The sequence below is a fragment of the Fulverythrobacter ferritrahens genome, assembly GCF_020539485.1.
GTDB classification, from domain to species: domain Bacteria; phylum Pseudomonadota; class Alphaproteobacteria; order Sphingomonadales; family Sphingomonadaceae; genus Andeanibacterium; species Andeanibacterium ferritrahens.
Map to the genome: position 1 here is coordinate 295,769 of NZ_JACDXU010000001.1, position 19,267 is coordinate 315,035.

Annotated in this window: 21 protein-coding genes; 7 read left to right on the forward strand and 14 right to left on the reverse strand. The window is 64.7% G+C overall.

Annotation, left to right across the window (positions count from 1 at the left end; genetic code table 11):
* Positions 1–136: 136 nt before the first annotated feature.
* From H0274_RS01320 to tsaD, 6 genes are all read right to left on the reverse strand, one after another.
* Positions 137–1,312, reverse strand: a complete 1,176-nt coding sequence (locus H0274_RS01320; protein WP_226792430.1) for an acyl-CoA dehydrogenase — start codon at positions 1,310–1,312, stop codon at positions 137–139.
* Between the two features lie 74 nt (positions 1,313–1,386).
* Entirely contained in the window at positions 1,387–1,863 is a 477-nt protein-coding gene (locus tag H0274_RS01325) for a hypothetical protein (RefSeq protein ID WP_226792433.1), read from the reverse strand.
* Positions 1,864–2,049: 186 nt separating this feature from the next.
* Positions 2,050–2,787 carry an OmpA family protein gene (locus H0274_RS01330; RefSeq protein ID WP_226792436.1) on the reverse strand — a complete coding sequence of 246 codons (738 nt, stop codon included), beginning with the start codon at positions 2,785–2,787 and terminating at the stop codon, positions 2,050–2,052.
* 56 nt (positions 2,788–2,843) lie between these two features.
* On the reverse strand, positions 2,844–4,358 hold the full coding sequence (locus tag H0274_RS01335; RefSeq protein WP_226792439.1) for a lipopolysaccharide biosynthesis protein: 1,515 nt from the start codon (positions 4,356–4,358) through the stop codon (positions 2,844–2,846).
* Positions 4,355–5,350, reverse strand: coding sequence for an NAD(P)H-dependent glycerol-3-phosphate dehydrogenase (locus H0274_RS01340; protein ID WP_226792442.1), 996 nt, complete (start codon positions 5,348–5,350; stop codon positions 4,355–4,357). Before H0274_RS01340 ends, H0274_RS01335 begins: the two co-directional genes overlap by 4 nt.
* Positions 5,347–6,405, reverse strand: coding sequence for a tRNA (adenosine(37)-N6)-threonylcarbamoyltransferase complex transferase subunit TsaD (tsaD, locus tag H0274_RS01345; RefSeq protein ID WP_226792445.1), 1,059 nt, complete (start codon positions 6,403–6,405; stop codon positions 5,347–5,349). Before tsaD ends, H0274_RS01340 begins: the two co-directional genes overlap by 4 nt.
* 46 nt (positions 6,406–6,451) lie before the next feature.
* Here tsaD and hemC point away from each other — a divergent pair, with 46 nt between their 5' ends.
* From hemC to H0274_RS01375, 6 genes are all read left to right on the forward strand, one after another.
* Positions 6,452–7,396, forward strand: a complete 945-nt coding sequence (gene hemC, locus H0274_RS01350) for a hydroxymethylbilane synthase (RefSeq protein WP_226792447.1) — start codon at positions 6,452–6,454, stop codon at positions 7,394–7,396.
* A complete protein-coding gene (locus H0274_RS01355; protein ID WP_226792449.1) occupies positions 7,393–8,073 on the forward strand; it encodes a uroporphyrinogen-III synthase in 681 nt (226 codons plus the stop codon). The genes hemC and H0274_RS01355 overlap by 4 nt, the downstream gene beginning before the upstream one ends.
* Before the next feature lie 64 nt (positions 8,074–8,137).
* Positions 8,138–9,070: an MICOS complex subunit MIC60 gene (locus tag H0274_RS01360; RefSeq protein WP_226792452.1), complete on the forward strand. Its 933-nt coding sequence runs from the start codon at positions 8,138–8,140 to the stop codon at positions 9,068–9,070.
* A gap of 99 nt (positions 9,071–9,169) precedes the next feature.
* Positions 9,170–9,382 carry a ParD-like family protein gene (locus H0274_RS01365; protein WP_226792455.1) on the forward strand — a complete coding sequence of 71 codons (213 nt, stop codon included), beginning with the start codon at positions 9,170–9,172 and terminating at the stop codon, positions 9,380–9,382.
* On the forward strand, positions 9,379–10,155 hold the full coding sequence (map, locus tag H0274_RS01370) for a type I methionyl aminopeptidase (RefSeq protein ID WP_226792457.1): 777 nt from the start codon (positions 9,379–9,381) through the stop codon (positions 10,153–10,155). Before H0274_RS01365 ends, map begins: the two co-directional genes overlap by 4 nt.
* Before the next feature lie 65 nt (positions 10,156–10,220).
* Positions 10,221–10,481 carry a hypothetical protein gene (locus tag H0274_RS01375; RefSeq protein ID WP_226792459.1) on the forward strand — a complete coding sequence of 87 codons (261 nt, stop codon included), beginning with the start codon at positions 10,221–10,223 and terminating at the stop codon, positions 10,479–10,481.
* 4 nt (positions 10,482–10,485) lie between these two features.
* Here the strand turns inward: H0274_RS01375 and H0274_RS01380 are convergent, their stop codons facing one another.
* The 3 genes from H0274_RS01380 to H0274_RS01390 all read right to left on the reverse strand — a co-directional run bounded on the left by H0274_RS01380 (position 10,486) and on the right by H0274_RS01390 (position 13,237).
* Positions 10,486–10,662 (reverse strand): hypothetical protein, encoded by a 177-nt coding sequence (locus H0274_RS01380; protein ID WP_226792461.1) that lies wholly within the window; start codon positions 10,660–10,662, stop codon positions 10,486–10,488.
* Positions 10,663–10,713: 51 nt separating this feature from the next.
* Entirely contained in the window at positions 10,714–11,796 is a 1,083-nt protein-coding gene (locus H0274_RS01385) for an MBL fold metallo-hydrolase (RefSeq protein ID WP_226792463.1), read from the reverse strand.
* Between the two features lie 226 nt (positions 11,797–12,022).
* A complete protein-coding gene (locus H0274_RS01390; RefSeq protein ID WP_226792466.1) occupies positions 12,023–13,237 on the reverse strand; it encodes an FAD-dependent monooxygenase in 1,215 nt (404 codons plus the stop codon).
* Positions 13,238–13,329: 92 nt separating this feature from the next.
* Between H0274_RS01390 and H0274_RS01395 the strand changes: the two genes are divergently transcribed.
* Positions 13,330–15,384: a protein-disulfide reductase DsbD family protein gene (locus H0274_RS01395; RefSeq protein WP_226792469.1), complete on the forward strand. Its 2,055-nt coding sequence runs from the start codon at positions 13,330–13,332 to the stop codon at positions 15,382–15,384.
* On the opposite strand, the gene H0274_RS01400 is transcribed toward H0274_RS01395, so the two are convergent.
* From H0274_RS01400 to uvrB, 5 genes are all read right to left on the reverse strand, one after another.
* A complete protein-coding gene (locus H0274_RS01400; RefSeq protein WP_226792474.1) occupies positions 15,381–15,962 on the reverse strand; it encodes a hypothetical protein in 582 nt (193 codons plus the stop codon). The two genes, H0274_RS01395 and H0274_RS01400, sit on opposite strands and share 4 nt — an antisense overlap.
* Positions 15,963–15,996: 34 nt before the next feature.
* Complete coding sequence (locus H0274_RS01405) at positions 15,997–16,317, reverse strand: HigA family addiction module antitoxin (protein ID WP_226792476.1); 321 nt, start codon at positions 16,315–16,317, stop codon at positions 15,997–15,999.
* Positions 16,286–16,573, reverse strand: a complete 288-nt coding sequence (locus H0274_RS01410) for a type II toxin-antitoxin system RelE/ParE family toxin (RefSeq protein WP_226792478.1) — start codon at positions 16,571–16,573, stop codon at positions 16,286–16,288. Before H0274_RS01410 ends, H0274_RS01405 begins: the two co-directional genes overlap by 32 nt.
* Positions 16,570–16,995 carry a hypothetical protein gene (locus H0274_RS01415; RefSeq protein WP_226792480.1) on the reverse strand — a complete coding sequence of 142 codons (426 nt, stop codon included), beginning with the start codon at positions 16,993–16,995 and terminating at the stop codon, positions 16,570–16,572. Before H0274_RS01415 ends, H0274_RS01410 begins: the two co-directional genes overlap by 4 nt.
* 68 nt (positions 16,996–17,063) lie before the next feature.
* A complete protein-coding gene (gene uvrB, locus H0274_RS01420; RefSeq protein WP_226792482.1) occupies positions 17,064–19,253 on the reverse strand; it encodes an excinuclease ABC subunit UvrB in 2,190 nt (729 codons plus the stop codon).
* Positions 19,254–19,267 lie beyond the last annotated feature (14 nt).

The following is a 19,267-nucleotide window of genomic DNA, read 5'->3' on the forward strand; positions in this document are numbered from 1 at the left end:
GAGGCTTTCCGCAGATTTGCGGCCTTCGTCATTCCCGCGAAGGCGGGAATCCAGTTCAAACCTCGCAGCTGGATTCCCGCCTTCGCGGGAATGACGAAGATAAAAGTCGCGCTTCTGCTTCTTCAGTGAGGAGGACTTAAAACGCCGCTAGCCCTGTAATCGCCCGGCCCAGGATCAGCGCATGCACGTCATGCGTGCCTTCATAGGTGTTCACCGTTTCCAGGTTCACCATATGGCGGATCACCTGATATTCCTCGGAAATGCCGTTGCCACCATGCATGTCGCGGGCGAGGCGGGCGATGTCGAGCGCCTTGCCGACATTGTTGCGCTTCACCATGCTGATCATGTCCGGCGCGAAACGGTCTTCTTCCATCAGGCGGCCAACGCGCAGCGAGCCTTGCAGGCCTAGCGTGATTTCCGTCGCCATGTCGGCCAGCTTCTTCTGGAACAGCTGCGTGCCAGCCAACGGGCGGCCGAACTGTTTGCGATCGAGGCCATATTGGCGCGCTGCGGCATAGCAGAACTCGGCTGCGCCCATCGCACCCCAGGAAATGCCATAGCGTGCGCGGTTGAGGCAGCCGAAGGGGCCCTTCAGCCCTTCGACATTGGGCAGCAGGGCATCGCCCGGCACCTTCACCTCATCCATCATGATCATGCCGGTGGTGCTGGCGCGCAGGCTGATCTTGCCCTCGATCTTGGGCGCGGAAAGGCCCGCCATACCCTTTTCCAGAACGAAGCCGCGGATATTGCCGCCATGCGCCTCGCTCTTTGCCCAGACGACGAAGACGTCCGCGAAGGGCGAATTGCTGATCCAGGTCTTGCTGCCGGAGATCACGTAACCATCGCCATCAGCCTTGGCCACGGTGCGCATTCCGCCCGGATCGCTGCCCGCATCGGGCTCGGTCAGGCCGAAGCAGCCGATCAGTTCGCCGCTTGCAAGGCCCGGCAGATATTTGCGGCGCTGCTCGTCAGAGCCATAGGCATGGATCGGATACATCACGAGGCTGGACTGGACGCTGGCCATCGAACGATAGCCCGAATCCACCCGCTCGATTTCCCGCGCGATCAGCCCATAGGCGACATAGCCAGCACCCGCGCCGCCGAATTCCTCGGGGATGGTGACGCCCAGCAGGCCCGACTGGCCGAACAGGCGGAACAGTTCCGGCGCGTCCACTTCGTCCCGGAAGGCATCGATCACGCGGGGCTGCAGCTCGGACTGGGCGAAGCCGTGCGCGGCATCGCGGATCATCCGTTCTTCTTCGGTAAGCTGGCTGTCGAGATCGAAGGGATCGGCCCAGTCGAAGGGAACCATAAGGGATAGTCTCCTCTGAAACCGGTCACCTAGCGGGCCGCGGAAAGCCTAGCAAGAGGGATCGGCGAGGGAGGTCAGACCGCTCCGAATTTGGCCTTGAATCCCGCCTCGTCCCCGGCGGCGAGGAAACGGGCCTGTTCGGGCCAGTTATCGCGCCGAATACGGCCTGCGAAATTGCCCAGCTGGGCGTCGATCCGGTCAATATCCGCCTCGCTCCAGCCCGCGATCTCGGCATAGGTGGTGACACCGAGCGACTGAAGCAGCTTCTCAAGCTTGGGCCCTACGCCCTTGATCCGCTTGAGATCGTCGCCCGCTGCTACCGGTGCGGGTGCGGGAGTCGGCGCGGCTGCCGTGGCTGCCGCCGTTGCCGTGGGCGCGTCAATCAGGGCCTGATTGCGCTGGGCGGGGGCGGAGCCCTCTTCCAGCACATCCGGCCGGGACGTGACCACCCGGGTCGTGCGATTGGCGACGAAGATCCACCAGGCAATTGCAATGCCGATGACAAGCGCAATCACGAACAGCCACCAATTGGCGGCGACCAGTTCCATCATTTTCTACTCCTCGCTTCCACGGGCTGGCGCTCGGCCCCACAGCGCCCAGCCCAGCGCCAGCCCGCCGGCGAAGGTGAGCAGCAGCAAGACCAGTAATTCAAGCCAGATCGGCATGGGCGCATAGTTCCTTTCCGGGGTTCCTAAGCGGTGCGAAGGCCGGAGCCAAGGGGCCTGTCATGCCCGACGTCAGGGGCCGGGCGTATCGACCGGAGTGGGCTTGACCGGCTGGCTTTCCACCACAGAAAATTCGATGCGGCGATTGGCGGGATCACGCGGGTCCAGCCCTTCCACCGGGCGGGCAGAACCGACGCCCGTGGCCCTCAGGCCATCTGCCGGAATGCCGCGCGCGACCAAGGCGGTAAGCACGGCATTGGCGCGATCCCGCGAAAGCTGGAGATTGCCTGCTTCCGCGCCGGAGGAATCGGTATGGCCGGTGATTGCGATGATGGCCCCAAGGCAAGGGCGCAAGGCAGCGGAAACCTGGTCCAGCAGGCCCTGGCTGCTCGCATCGATCCTGCTGGATCCTTCCTCGAAGAGGATTGTGCGGGAACGCAATAAAGTGGCAACATCATCTTCGCAGTGAAGCGGCCGTTCCGCCGGGGCGGCACGGGAGGCCAGCGCCGAACTGTTGTCCCAGCGCACGCCGCCCACGCCCGGGATCGCGGCCACGGCACGCGCCACCCTGGCGCGGGTAGCGGCGCCCAGCCTGTTACCGCCGATCAGCACCGGATGGCGGCTGGGCATCCCGCTGGCGGTGGTAAAGCGCGCAGTCACGCCCGTGCCCCCGGCCTGTGCGATGGCGGCTTGCGCCTCACGCGCAAGGCCTGCCGTCAGCCCGGGAGCGGTCGCGCGCGCGCCGAAGATCGCCAGCAGCACGATAGCCAGGACGCCAAGGGCAAGCGGGATCAGCGGTGTGCGGTGCATGGGGCCGCACTTATTCACGGCAGGCAGGGTAAGGTCCATCCCCGAGCGGGAAAAATTCAGTCCACGCTTTCTTCAGCCTGCTTCTTGGTCACGTTGCGGCGGAACAGCAGGCGATCTTCGGGGCCGAAGCCCTTGTTCCAGATCATCCAACCATAGACGCCGAGGATCAGCGGAACGCCAAGGCTCAGTTCCAGCCATTCGGGAAGCTGGATGGCGACCCAGCCGACGAAGATCGCGGGGGCGGCGGCCCAGACCAGCGCCCAGCGCCAGTTGTTCACCGGTTCTCCCAGCAGGCGCGAGAGCAGGACACCCTTGATGATCGAAGCGAAGCCCAGCGCCAGCGCCAGCGCCAATGCGGCGCCTCCGGCATAATAGAGTTCCGACAGGTGATAATGATCCACCGCCATCATGAAGATCACGGTTAGGGCTGCCTGCAGCGAAATGGTGGAAAGCGAGATCCACAAATTCTTCATCCGCGCCACATAGATCAGCGCCGCTTCGGAAACGACCGCAGTGGCGGCCACCACTTCCGCGATCAGCAGGAAGGCCAGCGCGCCCGTGCCGCCTACGAATTCCGGCCCGACGAGGCCCATCACCGCCTCGCCCGGAATGCCCAGCGCCAGCGCCACGCCGGCCTGCATGGCGGTGATCCAGAAGCCCACCTGGCAGACCTGCTTTGCGATGGCGCGATAGTTCTTTTCCATCAGGTTGCGTGTGATGACAGGGCCGAGGATCGGCTCGAAACTGCTCTTCAGCTTGGAGGGCAGGCTGGCGACCTGCTGGGCCGCCCAATAGACGCCCACCGCCGTTGGCGTGGCGAACTGGCCCATGATCACCACGTCGATCCGCCGCGTTCCCCATTCCACCGCATCGGCGGCGGCAAGGGGCATGTTGGTGAGCGCCAGCCTGCCGATCCGGAACGGATGCGGCACCCAGCCATGCGGCAGGCCATAGGCACGGAACAGCGGCACCAGCGCGGCCATGGCGGCAGCGAAGATGGAGATGATATAGGCCAGCGCCAGCCCGCTGTGCGGCAACAGGAAGAAGGCCCCGGCCGCCGCGATGGACAGTGCCCATGGTTCCACCACAGAGCGGGCCTTCACCGTCGTTCCGATGTCGTAGCGATAGGCGAGGGCCGAAAGCGCGATGTCGGTCAGGGTGAAGGGTATCACCGCCAGTGGCAGCAGCCAGTCGATGTCCGAATATTGCCCTGCGGGAAACATCGCCTGCGGGAACAGCATCAGCAGCGCCGCCAGGGCGCCGCCGGTAATGATGCTCAACACCATGCCGTCGGCGATGATATGGGAAGCGGGCTGCGCCCCGCGCGAAAGCTGCTGCGCAAGGCCGCGCTTCTGCCCCAGCGTGGCAAGTTGCGCGGCCAGTTCCACCGCCACCAGCGCATAAGCGAAGCGGCCCAGAGCCTCCGCGCCATAGAGACGCCCGGCGATGAACAGGAACGGGATACGCGCGGCAAGGCGCAGGAGAAAACCAAAGAAATTTGTGCGCCCGCCCTTGGCAAGGGCAGCGATGTCGCCGCCTTCGGGCGCAGGATTATGCGCGGTATGGCTCACGCGGAAAGACCCTCAGCGCGGAGCGGACGCGCGAGCAGGTCAGAAGCGACTTCTGGGGCGGGGACGCCTGCCAAGAGGCGCTCGACGGCTTCGGCGATAGGCATGGCGATGCCCAGTTGCGCGGCGCGTTCCACCAGCACGGGCGCGGTGGAGGCCCCTTCCGCCACTGTGCGGCGATTGGCCAGCAGGGCTGCCGGAAGCTGCCCTTCGCCCAATGCCTTGCCGAGTGAGAAATTGCGGCTGGAGGTGGACGAACAGGTCAGCACCAGATCGCCCAGCCCGCACAGGCCCGCCAGCGTATGCGGATTGGCGCCCAGCGCCTCCCCGAAGCGGAGCATTTCGGCATAGCCACGGGCGATCAGGGCAGCGCGGGCGTTCTGGCCAAGGCCCAGCCCCTCTACCACGCCGCAGGCAATGGCGAGGACATTTTTCACCGCGCCGCCAATTTCCGCACCTATGACATCGTCGGTGTAATAGGGGCGGAAGCTCGGCCGGGCGATGGCGGGGGCGAGGCGCTGCCACTGCGTTTCCCCGCCGCCGCAGGCCAGCGTGACCGCGGTGGGCAGCCCGGCGGCGACTTCATGGGCGAATGTAGGGCCGGAAAGCACGGCAATCTCGGCATCGGGCACCGCATCGCGGGCCACATCGGCCATCAGACGCCCGCTTCCTGCCTCGATCCCCTTGCTGCACAACACCAGATCCCGCGGCGTGCCGGGCAGGCGGCGCAGCACTTCACCCATATGCTGGGCAGGAGTGACCACCAGCAGGATCGCGCATTCGGCAGTTTCGGCCACTTCACTGGTGGCGTGGATCGAGGGGGCGAGCGCGGCGGAGGGAAGATAGGTGCTGTTCAGCCGGGCTTCGTTGATTTCCTTGGCCAGCGCGGCTTCCCGCACCCACAGCAGCACCTCGCTGCCATCGCTCGCCAGCATCTGAGCCAGCGCCGTGCCCCAGGCCCCCGCGCCGATCACGCCGATCGAAGCTGCACTCACGCCTTAACTCCTGCGCCGCGCACTGTCTCGGCCTCCGGGTCCAGCGGCCAGCGCGGCCGCGCGGAAATATCCAGCGGGTCGGAATGGCCCGGCTCGAACCGTTCCAGCCCGGCCCATGCGATCATCGCGGCATTATCGGTGCACAGGGCCATGGGCGGGGCAGTGAAGGGCAGGTCGAATTGCTCCGCCACGCCTTCCAGCGCGGCCCTGATGGCGGAATTGGCGGCGACTCCGCCCGCCACGACCAGCGCGGTCACTCCGTCCTTATCCCCCGCCATGCCTTCGTCCATTTTCTCCAGGGCGATCCGCAGGCGGTCCACCACGCAATCCACGGCGGCTTGCTGAAAGCTCGCGGCAATATCGGCATCGGCATATTTGCCGCTTTCCTTGGCGCGCAGAACGGCGCTTTTCAGCCCGGCGAAGGAGAAATGCGGCTCCCCGCTGCCGACCAGCGGGCGGGGCAGGGGCACGGCCTTGGGATCACCCTCCCGCGCCAGCCTTTCCACTTGCGGGCCGCCGGGATAGCCGAGGCCGAGAATCTTGGCCGTCTTGTCGAAAGCCTCGCCCAGCGCGTCGTCGATAGTGGTGGCAAAGCGGCGATAGCGGCCCACGCCGTCCACTCGCAGAATCTGGCAGTGCCCGCCCGAAACGAGCAGCAGCGCATAGGGGAATTCCAGCCCGGCATCGGCAAGGCGCGGGCTGAGCGCGTGGCCTTCCAGATGGTTGATCGCATAGAGCGGCTTGCCCGTGGCCATGGCCAGCGCCTTGGCGGAAACCAGCCCCACCATTACGCCGCCGATCAGGCCGGGCCCAGCCGTGGCGGCAATCGCGTCCACATCGTCCAGCGTCATGCCGGCGTCAGCCAGCGTCGCCTCGATCAGCGGGGCGAGCCGCTCGGCATGGGCGCGCGCGGCAATCTCCGGCACCACCCCGCCATAGGGGCGATGTTCCTCATCCTGGCTGGCGATGCGCTGGGCAAGGATGCGCCGGTCGGCGGCGACCAGCGCAGCCGCCGTTTCGTCGCAGCTGGATTCGATGCCAAGGATCCTCCTCATCCGGGGTTTCACTGGACGCAAATGCGCTTTAGGGCAAGCGGCTGCTATGACTTCTTCAGAACGCCCCTCCGCAAAGCTTCGCCTCGGCACTCGCCGCTCTCCGCTCGCCATGGCCCAGGCGGAGGAAACCCGCCGTCGCCTGTGCGAGGCCCATGGCTGGGAGGAGAGCGACGTGGAACTCGTCCCCGTGCTGGCCAGTGGGGACAAGGTGCTGGACCGGCCGCTGGCGGAAATCGGCGGCAAGGCTCTATGGACCAAGGAACTCGACGCCTGGCTGCATGAAGGGCTGATCGATGCCGCGGTCCATTCGATGAAGGATGTGGAGACCTTGCGGCCGGACTGGCTGACCATCGCCGCTATCCTGCCGCGAGAAGATGTGCGCGATGTGTTGGTGGGCGCGGGTTCCATCGCCGACCTTCCGCCGGGATCGCGGATCGGCACCAGCGCGCCGCGCCGCGCGGCGCAATTGCTGCATCTGCGGCCCGATTGCAGCGTGGTGAGCTTTCGCGGCAATGTCGCGACGCGGCTCGGCAGGCTGGAAGCGGGCGAAGCGGATGCAACCCTGCTCGCCGCAGCTGGGCTCAACCGGCTGGGGGAAAGCCATGTTGGCACCCCTCTGGCCCTCGATCAATGGCTGCCGGCGCCCGCGCAGGGCGCCATCGGGATCGAATGCAATGCCGATGACGATGCTACCCGCGCGCTGATCGCCGCCATCGACGATGCGCCCAGCCGGGCGCAGGTAATGGCGGAGCGGGCCCTGCTGGCCGGACTGGGTGGCACCTGCCACAGCCCGATCGCGGTGCTCAGCCGGATGGCGGACGGGCAACTCGCCATGCGCGCCGCGATTTTCAGCCCTGACGGGGCAGAGCGTGTGGAGCATGAAGTGCGTTTCGCGCCCGGTGACGATGATGCGCCCCGCGCCCTCGCCGCCGAACTGCTCGCCCGCGCGGGCCCCGCTATCCGCCAGCATTTCACCGGCTCAGCTGAGTGAAACGCGCCATCGTCATTCGCCCCCGCCGGGGGATGGAGGAGACGCTGGCGGCAGGCCGTGCCGCAGGGCTGGACATAGTCGGCTGGCCCCTGTTCGAAATGCGCCCGCTGGCTTGGGACGTACCCGTGCCCGAGGGGATAGACGGGCTGCTGGTGGGCAGCGCCAATGCCTTCCGTCTGGGCGGGCCGGGGCTGGCTGCATTTACGGATAAGCCTGTCCATGCCGTGGGCAAGGCCACCGCCGATGCCGCGCGCGCGGCGGGGTTCCGGGCGGCGAGCGTGGGGGCAGGCGGCTTGCAGCAGGTGCTGAACGGGCTGGCTGGTCAGCCGCTGACCCTGCTGCGCCTTGCCGGGGAGAAACACGTGCCGCTCAACCCGCCGCTGGGCATCGTGCTGGTCACGCGGGTCATATATCAGAGCGTGGCTTTGCCTATGCCGGAGGACATGGCGCAGGCGTTGCAGGAAGGCGATCCGGTCGTGCTGCTTTACTCTGCCGACGCAGCAGGGCATCTTGCGTGCGAATGCCACCGGCTTGGCATCGGCAAGGAACGGATCGCGCTGGCCGCACTTGGCCCGCGCATCGCCGCCGCCGCGGGGCCGGGCTGGGCGCAGCTGCGCTCCGCTTCAGCGCCGAATGAGGCTGCGCTATTGGCACTCGCGCAAGACATGTGCCATTGAACTGGGACTGTTCCGTGCCATAACATAGCCAGGGTGCGGCAAGTCCGGGTCGACTAAGGACTATATGGAAGAAGAATTCCTCAACCGGGCGCGGCCCCGCATACCCGAGCGCCGGACCGGCGGCAGCGGGTTGCTGATCGGCGCGGCGATCCTCTCTTTCGCGGTGGGCGTCGCGGCGACTGGTTATGTCGCATGGCAGGGCGGGCTCGATTTCCTGCCCGGCTTTAGCGCGTCAGCACCGGAAGCCCCACCGTCGGATGGCCGCCAGCCTTTGCTGGGCAGTCATCCCGGCGACAATGCACCCACCAGCAGCGAAGCCGCCGCCCAGACGGCGGAGAAAATGGAACAGGTCGCCCAGCAGCAGGGCGGGATCGAGGCGCGCGTGGTCGCGCTGGAACAGCGGCTGGACCAGCTTTCGCTGCAGGCGCAATCGGTTGCCGGCAATTCCGCCCGGTCCGAAGCGCTGCTGATCGCCTTCTCCGCGCGCCGCGCGATCGAACGCGGGCGGGATCTTGATGGGCTGGCCGATCAGCTCAAACTGCGTTTCGGCGATGCCCATCCCAATGCGGTGCGCATTGTGATCGAGGCGGCGAAAACCCCGGTCACGCTGGACCAGCTGGTCGCCCGGCTGGACGGGCTTTCGCCCGAACTGATGGATAGCTCGGGCGGAAGGTTGAGCTGGACGCAGATCAAGCGCGAATTGTCCGAACTGTTCATCGTGCGGCACGAGGCGACTCCGTCCCCGCAGCCGGTCAAGCGGATGGAGCGGGCGCGCATGTTCCTGGAAACAGGGCGCATCGCGGCGGCAGCGGCGGAAGTGAGCAATCTTCCCGGCGCGGATTCCGCCCCGGCACGGCGCTGGATCGCCGATGCAAGGCGCTATGCCGCCGCGCAGGATGCGCTGGACCTGCTGGAAACCACCGCCATTTCCGACGAGGCCCGCCTGCGGGACGGTCAGGGCAGGCCGGTGATGCAGCCGAGCCCGGTACAGCCCTGAGCTGAAAACCCTGAACTGAGCGGGCCCATCCGGGCTGCCCCTTGGCATCTTCCTCTTGGGAATATATGGACCATATACGAATCGTATATGGAGGCCCCGATGGGCATCGTGAATATTGAAGATGAGCTGCACGAGCAGCTGCGCCGGGCGAGCAAGGTTTCCTGCCGCTCCATCAACGCGCAGGCCGCGTTCTGGATCAGGCTGGGCATGCTGTGCGAAACCAATCCCACGCTCAGCTTCACCGAGATCATGGAGCGGGAATTGCGCTCCGCCGGGGTAACGCCTCAACCGCTGGCGCTGACCGGCACATGATCAAGCAGCCTTACGAACTTGCCCTGATGGCTGAATCCGGCCGCCTGCTGGCATCGGTGTTTGAAATGCTGGACCGTACGCCGCTGGCGGGAAAATCGACGCTGGAGATCGATGCGCTGGTGGAGCGGTTCATCGTGGAGGATTTGCAGGCCCGGCCCGCCAGCAAGGGCCAATATGGCTTTGCCTTTGTCCTCAATTCCTCGGTGAACCACGTCGTGTGCCACGGCGTTCCGTCGGCGGCGGATGTGCTGAAGGATGGCGATATCGTCAATCTCGACATCACGCTGGAGAAGAACGGCTATATAGCGGATTCCAGCAAGACCTTCCTTGTCGGGGAAGTCCACCCAGCGGCGAAGCGACTGGTGCGCGGCACTTACGAGGCGCTGTGGCAGGGTATCCGCACCGTGCGCCCCGGCGCGCGGCTGGGCGATATCGGCGCCGCGATCGAACGTCACGCCAAGAAATACGGCTATAGTGTGGTGCGCGAATATTGCGGCCACGGCATCGGGCAGGAAATGCATGAAGACCCGCAGGTGCTGCATTTCGGCCGTCCCGGCACTGGCATGGTCCTGCGCGAAGGCATGACCTTCACGATCGAGCCGATGCTCAATCAGGGGCGCCGCGCCGTGCGCACCGAGGATGATGGCTGGACTGTGGTCACCCGTGACGGGTCGCTTTCCGCCCAGTTCGAACACACTGTGGCGGTTACCTCAAGCGGGGTTGAGGTGTTGACTTTGCGGGCGGATGAGCGGGGGATGGTGGGGAAAGCCTAGGCTTCTCCCACGATGCGGGCGGGCCCGCCATTCCCTTTCCCGGTCCAAACCGCTAGGCATGGCCAATGGATTTGGACGACCAGCTTCGCCGCTATTTCGGCACTGCCGACCTTTCGCAGGTCTCGCCTGCGGTTCAGGCCGACGGGCTTGACCGGATGCGGGTGGATTTCGGGCTGGAGACGGACCGTGCGCGGCGGTTTGCGCTATGGACCCTGCTCTACATGCTGGGGCAGGCGCCCGATCTCGATGTCGCCTTCAAGGATGAGGCTGACCGGGAAGCCGCGCGCAATCTGATGGATCTGATGGCCGCTTCCGAAGGGGAGTAAGAGACTAACCTGCCATCCTCGGCAGGCGCTTGCCCTTGCGGCGGCTTGTCAGATGAAACTGCCAGCAACGGTCGCAGCGATAGAGGCGCAGGTCCAGCCCCGAAGCAACGATGGCAGCCAGCGCATCGTCCTGCGTGCGATAGGAAGCCTTCTTCCGGCAGATGCTCAGCCTTGTGCGCATGGCATGAATGACCGGACGGCGTGCAACAGCCCGCCGTCCGGCTGAAGTGGCTTACTTGGCTACCGCAGCGGCCAGCATTTCCGGCGTGGGCGGAGCGGTATCCTTAGGGTCGGAACCCTTGTGCTTGTCCGTCGCGGGCAGGGGCGCGCCATTGGCGATGCCGAAGCCGGCCTGCTCGCCCGCGAACTCGGTGTAGGCGACGTTCACGTTCATATGCGCGCGGGCCAGCGGCGTGTTGCCATATTCGAGGCCCTTCTTGATATGCGTGTCGAGCAGCGGTGCGAATTCGGGATTGCGCTTCAGTTCGGCAACGGCCGCGCCCGGCGGGTCGCCACGATCATAGGCGGCCTTCGCGGCGGTTACGAGGGCGCGGTTGAAGTGGGACAGGCGCACCAGGCTCGCCCAGTCATTCACATGGCCATGGCCTTCAACCACGATCTGGATGCCCATGTCCTTCACGGCATCGACCAGCTTCTCGGTTTCGACGGCAATTGCGGTTGCGCCGCCAGCGGGAAGGAACGGGGCCATGTTCCAGGCCATCACGTCACCCATGAACAGCAGCTTGGCAGCAGGAACCACCACGAAAGTGTCGCCGCCTGTATGGCCCACGCCGGTATGGAACAGTTCGATCCGCTCGTCACCCTCACCGATAGTCAGGCGGTCCTTGTAGGTTTCGGTCGGCAGGAGCTTGGGATTGCCCTGCGGATTGGCCGCCAGTTCGGCCTTGGTGCCTTCGCTCATCACGATGCGGACATTGGGATAGAGTTCGCGGATGAAATCCGTGCTGCCCGTATGGTCGGGGTGGCTATGCGTGCAGATGATCGTCTTGATCGGCTTGTCCGTGATCTTGCGGACTTCATCCATGATTGCCTGGCCGTTGCCGGGCATCTTGGTGTCCACCAGGATGACGCCGTCATGCTGAACGACGACCAGCGTGTTACCGCCGCCGCCGAAGATCTTGTAGACGTTGCCGGTGATGTGTTCGATCGGCTCTGGCGGGGGCAGCATCGAACGCGGGGCCGCCGGGGCGCCTGCGGGGCGGGGCGGAGGCGCACCTGCGCCGGTCTGCTGCGCCGCTGCCGTTGCGGTCATGCTGCCCGCAACGAGGAACGCCAGGATTGCCTTGAACTTCATCATTTCTCTCCCTGATCGCGATTCGATCTTGTGCACGCGATGCCTAACCCGCGCAGGAATGCAGGCATAGGTCTGCAAGTGTAGCGAAAGGTCGCAACGGTGGCGGGGCGTTTGTGTTCCGCATATTTCTGAAGGGGAACGACGAAGGGTAGGGGCGTGGCTGAAACGGATTTGTTCCGGTCGAACCACTTCCGGCCGCATTCCCGATCAGTTGCCGGATCTACCCCTAAGCCTGCAGCAGTGAAGGCAGCTTGCCGCTCATCCCGCGTGCTTCATCCATGAAGAAGTTCTTCAGCGCAGGAATCCGTTGCACGCCCGCCATGCCGAAGCGGCGGATGGCGGAGGCGGTGCGGCCCTGGATGCCGAACAGGCGGGTGATCCCGTCGCAAGTGGCGGAAACGGTGAAATTGTCGAGACTGCGCCAGCGTTCGTAGCGTTCCAGAATCTGTGCATCGCCCGGATCGAGGCCAAGGCGCATCCCGTCCATCAGCACTTCCACCAGCGCGCCGACATCGCGCAGGCCCAGATTGAGGCCCTGCCCGGCAATGGGGTGGATGCCGTGGGCTGCGTCGCCCGCCAGCACCAGCCTTTGCCCGGTCATCCGCGCCGTATGCTGGAAGCCCAGCGGATAGGAGGAGATCCGGCTGTTGAGGCTGATCTTGCCGAACATGCCCTGCATCCGCTTCTCGACTTCGGCCAGGAAGGCCCGCTCGGACAGCGCCAGCGTGCCTGCCGCGTCCTTTTCCGCCACGGTCCATACCAAGGCGCTGCGGTGTTCTCCCCTGGGCCCGTCGCGCATCGGCAGCAGGGCGAAGGGGCCGGTGGGATAGAAGATTTCCCAAGCGACATTGCCGTGCGATTTTTCATGATCCAGCCCCACGATCAGGGCGCGGTGCTGGTAATCCCAATGGGCCAACTTCAGCCCGGCCTCGTCCCGCGTGGGGGAACGGCGGCCTTCGGCGGCCACCATCAGGCTGGCATGGAGCACGCGCCCGTCTGACAGGGTGGCGGAAACGCCATGTTCGCCCCGTTCACGCTTAACCACGTCGATGGGGGCGTGCCAGGCGATCAGCTTCTCGTCCCTGGCGGCCTCGAACAGGGCAAGGCGCAGGTCGCGATTGGAGAACATGCGGCCCAGCGAGCCTTCATCGGGCTGCGGGCGGAAATCGATCTTGCCGGGGCGCATCGCATCGGTGACCGCGATCGAATCGATCGGGCAGCCATACGGCTCCAGCCTGTCGCCCAGGCCGATATTGCAGAACAGGTTCCAGCTGGCGGTGGAGATGGCGCTGGCGCGCCCGTCAAACCCGTCCGCCGTCAGCTCCGCCGGATCGGCACGGTCCACCACATGGCTGGCAATGCCCTGTTTCGCGGCGGCGAGGGCCAGGGTCATGCCCACAAGGCCGCCGCCCAGGATCAGCAATTCTCGCCTCTCGTCCATCTGCCTTCCTTGCGGGTTGGGAACTCAGGCCCTACGCCGTGAGTCCCTTGCGAGACAAGTGCTACCTTAACCGACGAAAGAGACATCTTGCCATGGCGGCAATCCGGTGCATCTCCCTGCTGCTTGCGTTGCTGGTCGCGGCGCTCTCTCCCGTGCCCGCGGCGGCGCAGGGGCGTGCGAACCACATTGCGGGCGAATTGGTGGCGCAGGGGCCCGCCACGCCGGGCGGCAGGGTGCAGCTTGCCTTCGTAATGAAGCCGGAGCCGGGCTGGCATGGCTATTGGTCCAACCCCGGCGATGCGGGCTACGGGATGGAGCTGGAATGGTCGCTGCCGCCGGGATGGCAGGCGGGGGAACTGGAATATCCTGTGCCGCAGACCCTGCTCATCTCCGGCATGATGAACCACGTTTTCGAAGGGCCCTATGCCATTTTGACGACGCTTTCGGTGCCGTCGAGCGCAACTGTGGGGGCCACGGTTCCGGTGACCGTGCATGCCAATTGGCTCGCCTGTACGGACAAGATTTGCGTTCCGGAACAGGCGCTCATGGCCACTACGATCAAGGTCGGGGCGGGCGGCGCTATTGAACCGCGCTTTGACCAATGGCGCACTGCGATTCCCCCGCTGCTCGACCGCTCGGCTAATTTTGCCTTTGCAGGCAACAAGCTGCGAATTGCGATCCCGCTTCCGGAATCGCTGGAGATCGCTGCGCCCCACCTGTTTCTGGCGGAAAATGGCCTGATAGATTATGCTGCCCCCCAGACCTTCCGCCGACAGGGAAACACCCTGGTGGCGGAACTGGCGCTGGCAAAGAACGCGCAGCCTTCCGCAGAGGCGATTTCGGGCATCCTCAAGCTCGACGATGATGGCAACGGCATTCGCTTCGCCGGGCAGCCGGGCGCCGTGCCACCGGGCGGGAAAGTGCTGGAAACCGCCACGTCGGGCGCGGTCGATGGCCTTCCTGCATTCCCGCTGCTGCTGGCAATGGCGCTGGCGGGCGGCCTTCTGCTCAACATCATGCCCTGCGTCTTCCCGATCCTGAGCCTCAAGGCGATGAGCCTTGCCCGCGCGGGTGAAAGCGAGGCGGAGGCCCGGCGGGAAGGGCTGGCCTATACGGCGGGCGTAGTCCTCGCCTGCCTCGGCCTTGGCGCATTGATGCTGGGTTTGCGCGCTGGCGGCGCGGAGATCGGCTGGGCCTTTCAGTTGCAGGAACCCGGCGTGGTAGCGGCCCTGCTAGTGTTGGCAGTAGCGATCACGGCCAATTTTGCCGCGCTTTACGAGCTGCCCTCCCTTTCTGTTTCGGGCGGCGGACAGTCGATGGGCGCTTTCGCCACCGGCCTGCTGGCGGCCTTCGTGGCCACGCCCTGCACCGGGCCGTTCATGGCGGCGGCGATGGGTGCGGCGCTGTTGCTGCCTGCCGCGCAGGCCATGCTGCTCTTCGCCGCGCTGGGTCTTGGCATTGCACTGCCTTTTCTGGCGCTCGGCTTTATTCCGGCCCTGCGCCGCCGCCTGCCGCGACCGGGCAAGTGGATGAACACGTTCCGCAAGGTGATGGCTGTTCCGATGGCGCTCACCGCCATGGCTCTGGCATGGCTGGCGTGGCGGCTGGGCGGCTGGCCCTTCCTGCTGGTGGCCGTGGGTTTGGCCGTATTGTTCCTTGCTGTTCTGATAGTCGCCGGGCGCAGGCAGAGAGCCGGGCAGAAGACATGGCCGCTGGTGGCTGGCGCGGTGCCGGTGCTGGCGCTGGCCGGTGCGCTGGTGTTGCCGCAGAGCATGGCACCACCGCCATCCGCTGAAACCGGCATCATTGCTGCGCGGCCCTTCAGTGAGACGGCGCTGGCCGAGGCGCGGGCGAGCGGCAAGCCGGTATTCGTGTGGTTCACTGCCGATTGGTGCCTGACCTGCAAGGTCAATGAAGGCGTGGCGATCGAGCGGGAGGAGACGAAGCAGGCTTTCGAGAAGGCTGGCGTTGTCGCGCTGGTAGGGGACTGGACCCGGCGCGATCCAGCCATCACCCGCTTCCTGTCCGCCCATGGCGCGGGCGGGGTGCCGCTTTACCTGTGGTATCCGGCAGGCGGCGGGGAGCCGCAGCAATTGCCGCAGGTGCTGACGCCCGCAAGCCTCAAGGAACTGGCGGGCGCGAGCTAGACGCCGGGCAAAGGCGTCGCAGGCGGTTCCGCGGGCAGCGATGCGGCAAGCCCGCCCAGGCGGCACCATTGCAGGAACTCGCGCGGCAGCGAACTGCCCGCGATCTTCAACGTGCCAGAGCCGGGCAAAGTGGCTTCGATATTCCGCTGGCCAGTGAACACGTCCAGTTCCGGCGCATCGGCGGGATAAAGCCCCTCCCAGCGCCAGCCCGCTGATTTGGTGAGCGTGGCATCCAGTTTCAGCCGGGCGATGATGCCGTTCCCCATGACCGCGAAGAGCGCCCGCGCGCCGGGTTCGGATTGAGCGTGACGAATAATCTCCAGCTGCGGCTGCGCAGCCTTGGCCAGAAGACAGCGCAGCGACAGGAAGGGCTGCTGCTTGTCCTGCCCGAAGTCGATCCCCTTGCCATCAACCGAGATGTGCCACGCTGCCCCTTCACTGTTGGGTGACGGGCTGATCGCCAGCAAGGCTGCGCTTTGCGCATCCTCCAGATCGATCCGCTGCACCGGCGGCCGGTCGCAGGCGGAGAGGAGGAGGGGGGCGGCGAATATGAAAAGTGCGATTGGATGGCGGGGCACGAGCAGTTCTGGCAATTTCAGGGGAATTGGACGGTCAAGCCGCGCGACGTGTGATCCGGGAGAGTTCCTCGCCATGTGCGCGCCGCTCTTCTTCCAGATCGAAATCAATCTGCAATCCCAGGAAAAAGCCTTCGCTCATGCCGAAATAGCGCGCCAGTCGAAGGTCGATATTCGCGTCAACCGGCTCTTCTTCCGAAAGCACCGCCTGCAGGCGTTCACGGTCAATACCCGCGCCTGCGCAAACCTCATCCAACGGGATTTCGCTGCCGATCAGAAAATCCTCACGCAGGATCGCGCCCGGATGGACGTTGTCCAGCAGGCCTTCATCCCCTGTGATAGTCTTCGATCCGGACATCGTCCGCGCCTCCGTCAGACCAGATGAAGGTGATCCTCCATTGGTCGTTGATGCGTAGACTATATCGCGAAGGCGTAAAGCCTTTCAACTGTTCGAAGCGATTTCCGGCTGGAATGCGAAGGTCATAAAGGTTCGCGGTGCGGTTCAGTAGCCGCAGCTTACGCCGAGCTGTGTTCTGGATATCCGGCGGTCGCTTGCGGCTCTGTCGGCCTGTCCAGATGAGTTCGGTTTCGGGATCGGCGAAAGAACGGATCATTGCTCAGACTCTTCGCGCACAGCCCAAATACCAGAACCAATGCCGTCTACTGAACGAAACCAGTTGCGTTTCCCCAAATACGCTCCCGCATCCGCGCTATTCTGCTCAAGTTCGCGCCGGACTATGGCTTCAAAGTTGGGAGGTATCGATCGTCCGTGCTTCCGCCTAATATCACGCACGGCCTGATAGATGTCTTTAAGGTGCCCAGAGCCGCCTAAGTTCTGCAGCCCTTGCCGAACATCCTGACGCCAGAGAGCTGAGTGAATGATGCTGCCTCCCTTGGACGCCTTCGCCGCTTGCGAGTTATCTGGAGCCTTAACCCCAAGAAGGCGCTTGAGGATTTCGTCTTCACTTTCCTCACCGGCGATGCGCTGTGCCCAAATCTTTGCAAAGACTTCAGTGCTGACATCAATTTTCCGCATCCCACCTCCTGACATGGAGTGAGTAGCGGAACTTTTGCGAATGTTCTAGAACTTTTTAGAACTAGTTCTCAACGCCCCCACTTCCGCTGGGTCTTCCCATACCGCGTCTTCCGCGTTCCCGGCTTGCCTTCGTTACTTCGCCCCACCAGCGGCGCTTTCTTCTCGTCATCCGGCAAGCCAAGTTCTTCGGCTTCCAGCCTGCGGATTTCGTCGCGCAGACGGCCGGCTTCCTCGAATTCGAGATCGGCGGCGGCGGCGCGCATTTTCTTTTCGAGGTCCTCGATATAGGCGCGCAGATTGTGGCCCACGAGGTTGTTGCGGCCGTCTTCCGCCTCGATTTCCACCAGCACGCCGTCGCGGCTGGCTGTATGGGCGACGATGTCGGCGATCTGGCGCTTGATCGTCTGCGGCGTGATGCCGTGTTCCTCATTATAGGCGCGCTGCTTTTCGCGGCGGCGGTCCGTTTCGGCGATGGCGCGTTCCATGCTGCCGGTCATGCGATCGGCATAGAGGATCACCCGGCCATCCACGTTACGCGCGGCGCGGCCGATGGTCTGGACGAGCGAAGTTTCGCTGCGCAGGAAACCTTCCTTGTCCGCATCCAGAATGCAGACGAGGCCGCATTCCGGAATATCGAGCCCTTCGCGCAGCAGGTTGATGCCCACCAGCACATCATACACGCCCATGCGCAGATCGCGGATCAGCTCGATACGCTCCAGCGTCTCTACGTCGGAGTGCATGTAGCGGACCTTGAGCCCCGCCTCATGCATGAACTCGGTAAGGTCTTCCGCCATGCGCTTGGTGAGCGTGGTGACCAGCGTGCGATAGCCCTTGGCCGCCGTTTCGCGACATTCGTTGATGCAATCCTGCACCTGATCTTCCACCGGGCGGATGAAGACGGGCGGGTCGATCAGGCCGGTGGGGCGGATCACCTGTTCGGCAAAGACGCCGCCCGATTCCTCCATCTCCCAATTGCCGGGCGTGGCTGACACGGCCACGGTCTGCGGGCGCATCGCGTCCCATTCGTTGAAGCGCAGCGGGCGGTTGTCGATGCAGCTCGGCAGGCGGAAGCCATATTCGGCCAGCGTCAGCTTGCGCCGATGGTCTCCCTTGGCCATGGCGCCGATCTGCGGCACGGTCTGGTGGCTTTCATCGACGAATAGCAGCGCATTTTCGGGCAGATATTCAAACAGGGTCGGCGGGGGCTCGCCCGGCAGGCGTCCGGTCAGGAAGCGGCTGTAATTCTCGATACCCGCGCAGCTGCCTGTGGCCGCAATCATTTCCAGGTCGAAATTGGTGCGCTGTTCCAGCCGCTGATGTTCCAGCAGCTTGCCTTCGGCTTCCAGTTCCTTGAGCCGTTCCGCCAGTTCAAACCGGATCGCCTCGCTCGCCTGCTTCAGCGTGGGGCCGGGCGTGACATAGTGGGAATTGGCATAGACGCGCACGCTGTTGAGGCTGGCCCCCTTGGCGCCGGTCAGCGGATCGAATTCGCTGATCTCCTCGATCTCGTCCCCAAAGAAGCTGATCCGCCAGGCCATGTCCTCATAGTGGCTGGGGAAGATTTCCAGGCTGTCGCCCCGCACACGGAAATTGCCGCGCGCGAAAGCGGCGTCGTTGCGCTTGTATTGCAGGGCGACGAGCTTGCGGATGATCTCCCGCTGATCGACCGACTGGCCCTTCTTCAGGTCGAAGATCATGGCCGAATAGGTTTCGACCGAGCCGATACCGTAAAGGCAGGATACCGAAGCGACGATGATCACGTCATCGCGTTCCAGCAAGGCGCGGGTGGCGGAGTGGCGCATCCGGTCAATCGCCTCATTTACCGAGCTTTCCTTCTCGATATAGGTGTCGCTGCGCGGCACATAGGCTTCGGGCTGGTAATAATCGTAATAGCTGACGAAATATTCGACGGCGTTTTCAGGAAAGAAGCTCTTGAACTCGCCATAGAGCTGGGCGGCCAGGATCTTGTTCGGCGCCAGGATCAGGGCAGGGCGCTGCAGGCTTTCGATCACCTTGGCCATGGTGAAGGTCTTGCCGCTGCCGGTAACGCCCAGCAGTACCTGCGTTTTCTCTTGATCGCGAATGCCGCTGACAAGCTCGGCTATGGCGGTCGGCTGGTCGCCTGCCGGTTCATAATCCGAAACCAGTTTGAACGGGCGGCCCCCGTCGGATTTCTCCGGACGAACGGGCTTGTGCGGCGTAAAGGTGCCGGAAGTATCGGGCTCTTCCAGCCCCCTGCGGATAACGAGTTCGGCCATGGCGCGATATATGG

Excerpts from the sequence above, each read along its gene's own strand:
- H0274_RS01320 (WP_226792430.1), bottom strand. The coding sequence starts at position 1,312 with ATGGTTCCCTTCGACTGGGCCGATCCCTTCGATCTCGACAGCCAGCTT.
- H0274_RS01325 (WP_226792433.1), bottom strand. The coding sequence starts at position 1,863 with ATGATGGAACTGGTCGCCGCCAATTGGTGGCTGTTCGTGATTGCGCTT.
- H0274_RS01330 (WP_226792436.1), bottom strand. The coding sequence starts at position 2,787 with ATGCACCGCACACCGCTGATCCCGCTTGCCCTTGGCGTCCTGGCTATC.
- tsaD (WP_226792445.1), bottom strand. The coding sequence starts at position 6,405 with ATGAGGAGGATCCTTGGCATCGAATCCAGCTGCGACGAAACGGCGGCT.
- hemC (WP_226792447.1), top strand. The coding sequence starts at position 6,452 with ATGACTTCTTCAGAACGCCCCTCCGCAAAGCTTCGCCTCGGCACTCGC.
- H0274_RS01360 (WP_226792452.1), top strand. The coding sequence starts at position 8,138 with ATGGAAGAAGAATTCCTCAACCGGGCGCGGCCCCGCATACCCGAGCGC.
- H0274_RS01365 (WP_226792455.1), top strand. The coding sequence starts at position 9,170 with ATGGGCATCGTGAATATTGAAGATGAGCTGCACGAGCAGCTGCGCCGG.
- map (WP_226792457.1), top strand. The coding sequence starts at position 9,379 with ATGATCAAGCAGCCTTACGAACTTGCCCTGATGGCTGAATCCGGCCGC.
- H0274_RS01375 (WP_226792459.1), top strand. The coding sequence starts at position 10,221 with ATGGATTTGGACGACCAGCTTCGCCGCTATTTCGGCACTGCCGACCTT.
- H0274_RS01380 (WP_226792461.1), bottom strand. The coding sequence starts at position 10,662 with ATGCGCACAAGGCTGAGCATCTGCCGGAAGAAGGCTTCCTATCGCACG.
- H0274_RS01385 (WP_226792463.1), bottom strand. The coding sequence starts at position 11,796 with ATGAAGTTCAAGGCAATCCTGGCGTTCCTCGTTGCGGGCAGCATGACC.
- H0274_RS01390 (WP_226792466.1), bottom strand. The coding sequence starts at position 13,237 with ATGGACGAGAGGCGAGAATTGCTGATCCTGGGCGGCGGCCTTGTGGGC.
- H0274_RS01395 (WP_226792469.1), top strand. The coding sequence starts at position 13,330 with ATGGCGGCAATCCGGTGCATCTCCCTGCTGCTTGCGTTGCTGGTCGCG.
- H0274_RS01405 (WP_226792476.1), bottom strand. The coding sequence starts at position 16,317 with ATGTCCGGATCGAAGACTATCACAGGGGATGAAGGCCTGCTGGACAAC.
- H0274_RS01410 (WP_226792478.1), bottom strand. The coding sequence starts at position 16,573 with ATGATCCGTTCTTTCGCCGATCCCGAAACCGAACTCATCTGGACAGGC.
- H0274_RS01415 (WP_226792480.1), bottom strand. The coding sequence starts at position 16,995 with ATGCGGAAAATTGATGTCAGCACTGAAGTCTTTGCAAAGATTTGGGCA.
- uvrB (WP_226792482.1), bottom strand. The coding sequence starts at position 19,253 with ATGGCCGAACTCGTTATCCGCAGGGGGCTGGAAGAGCCCGATACTTCC.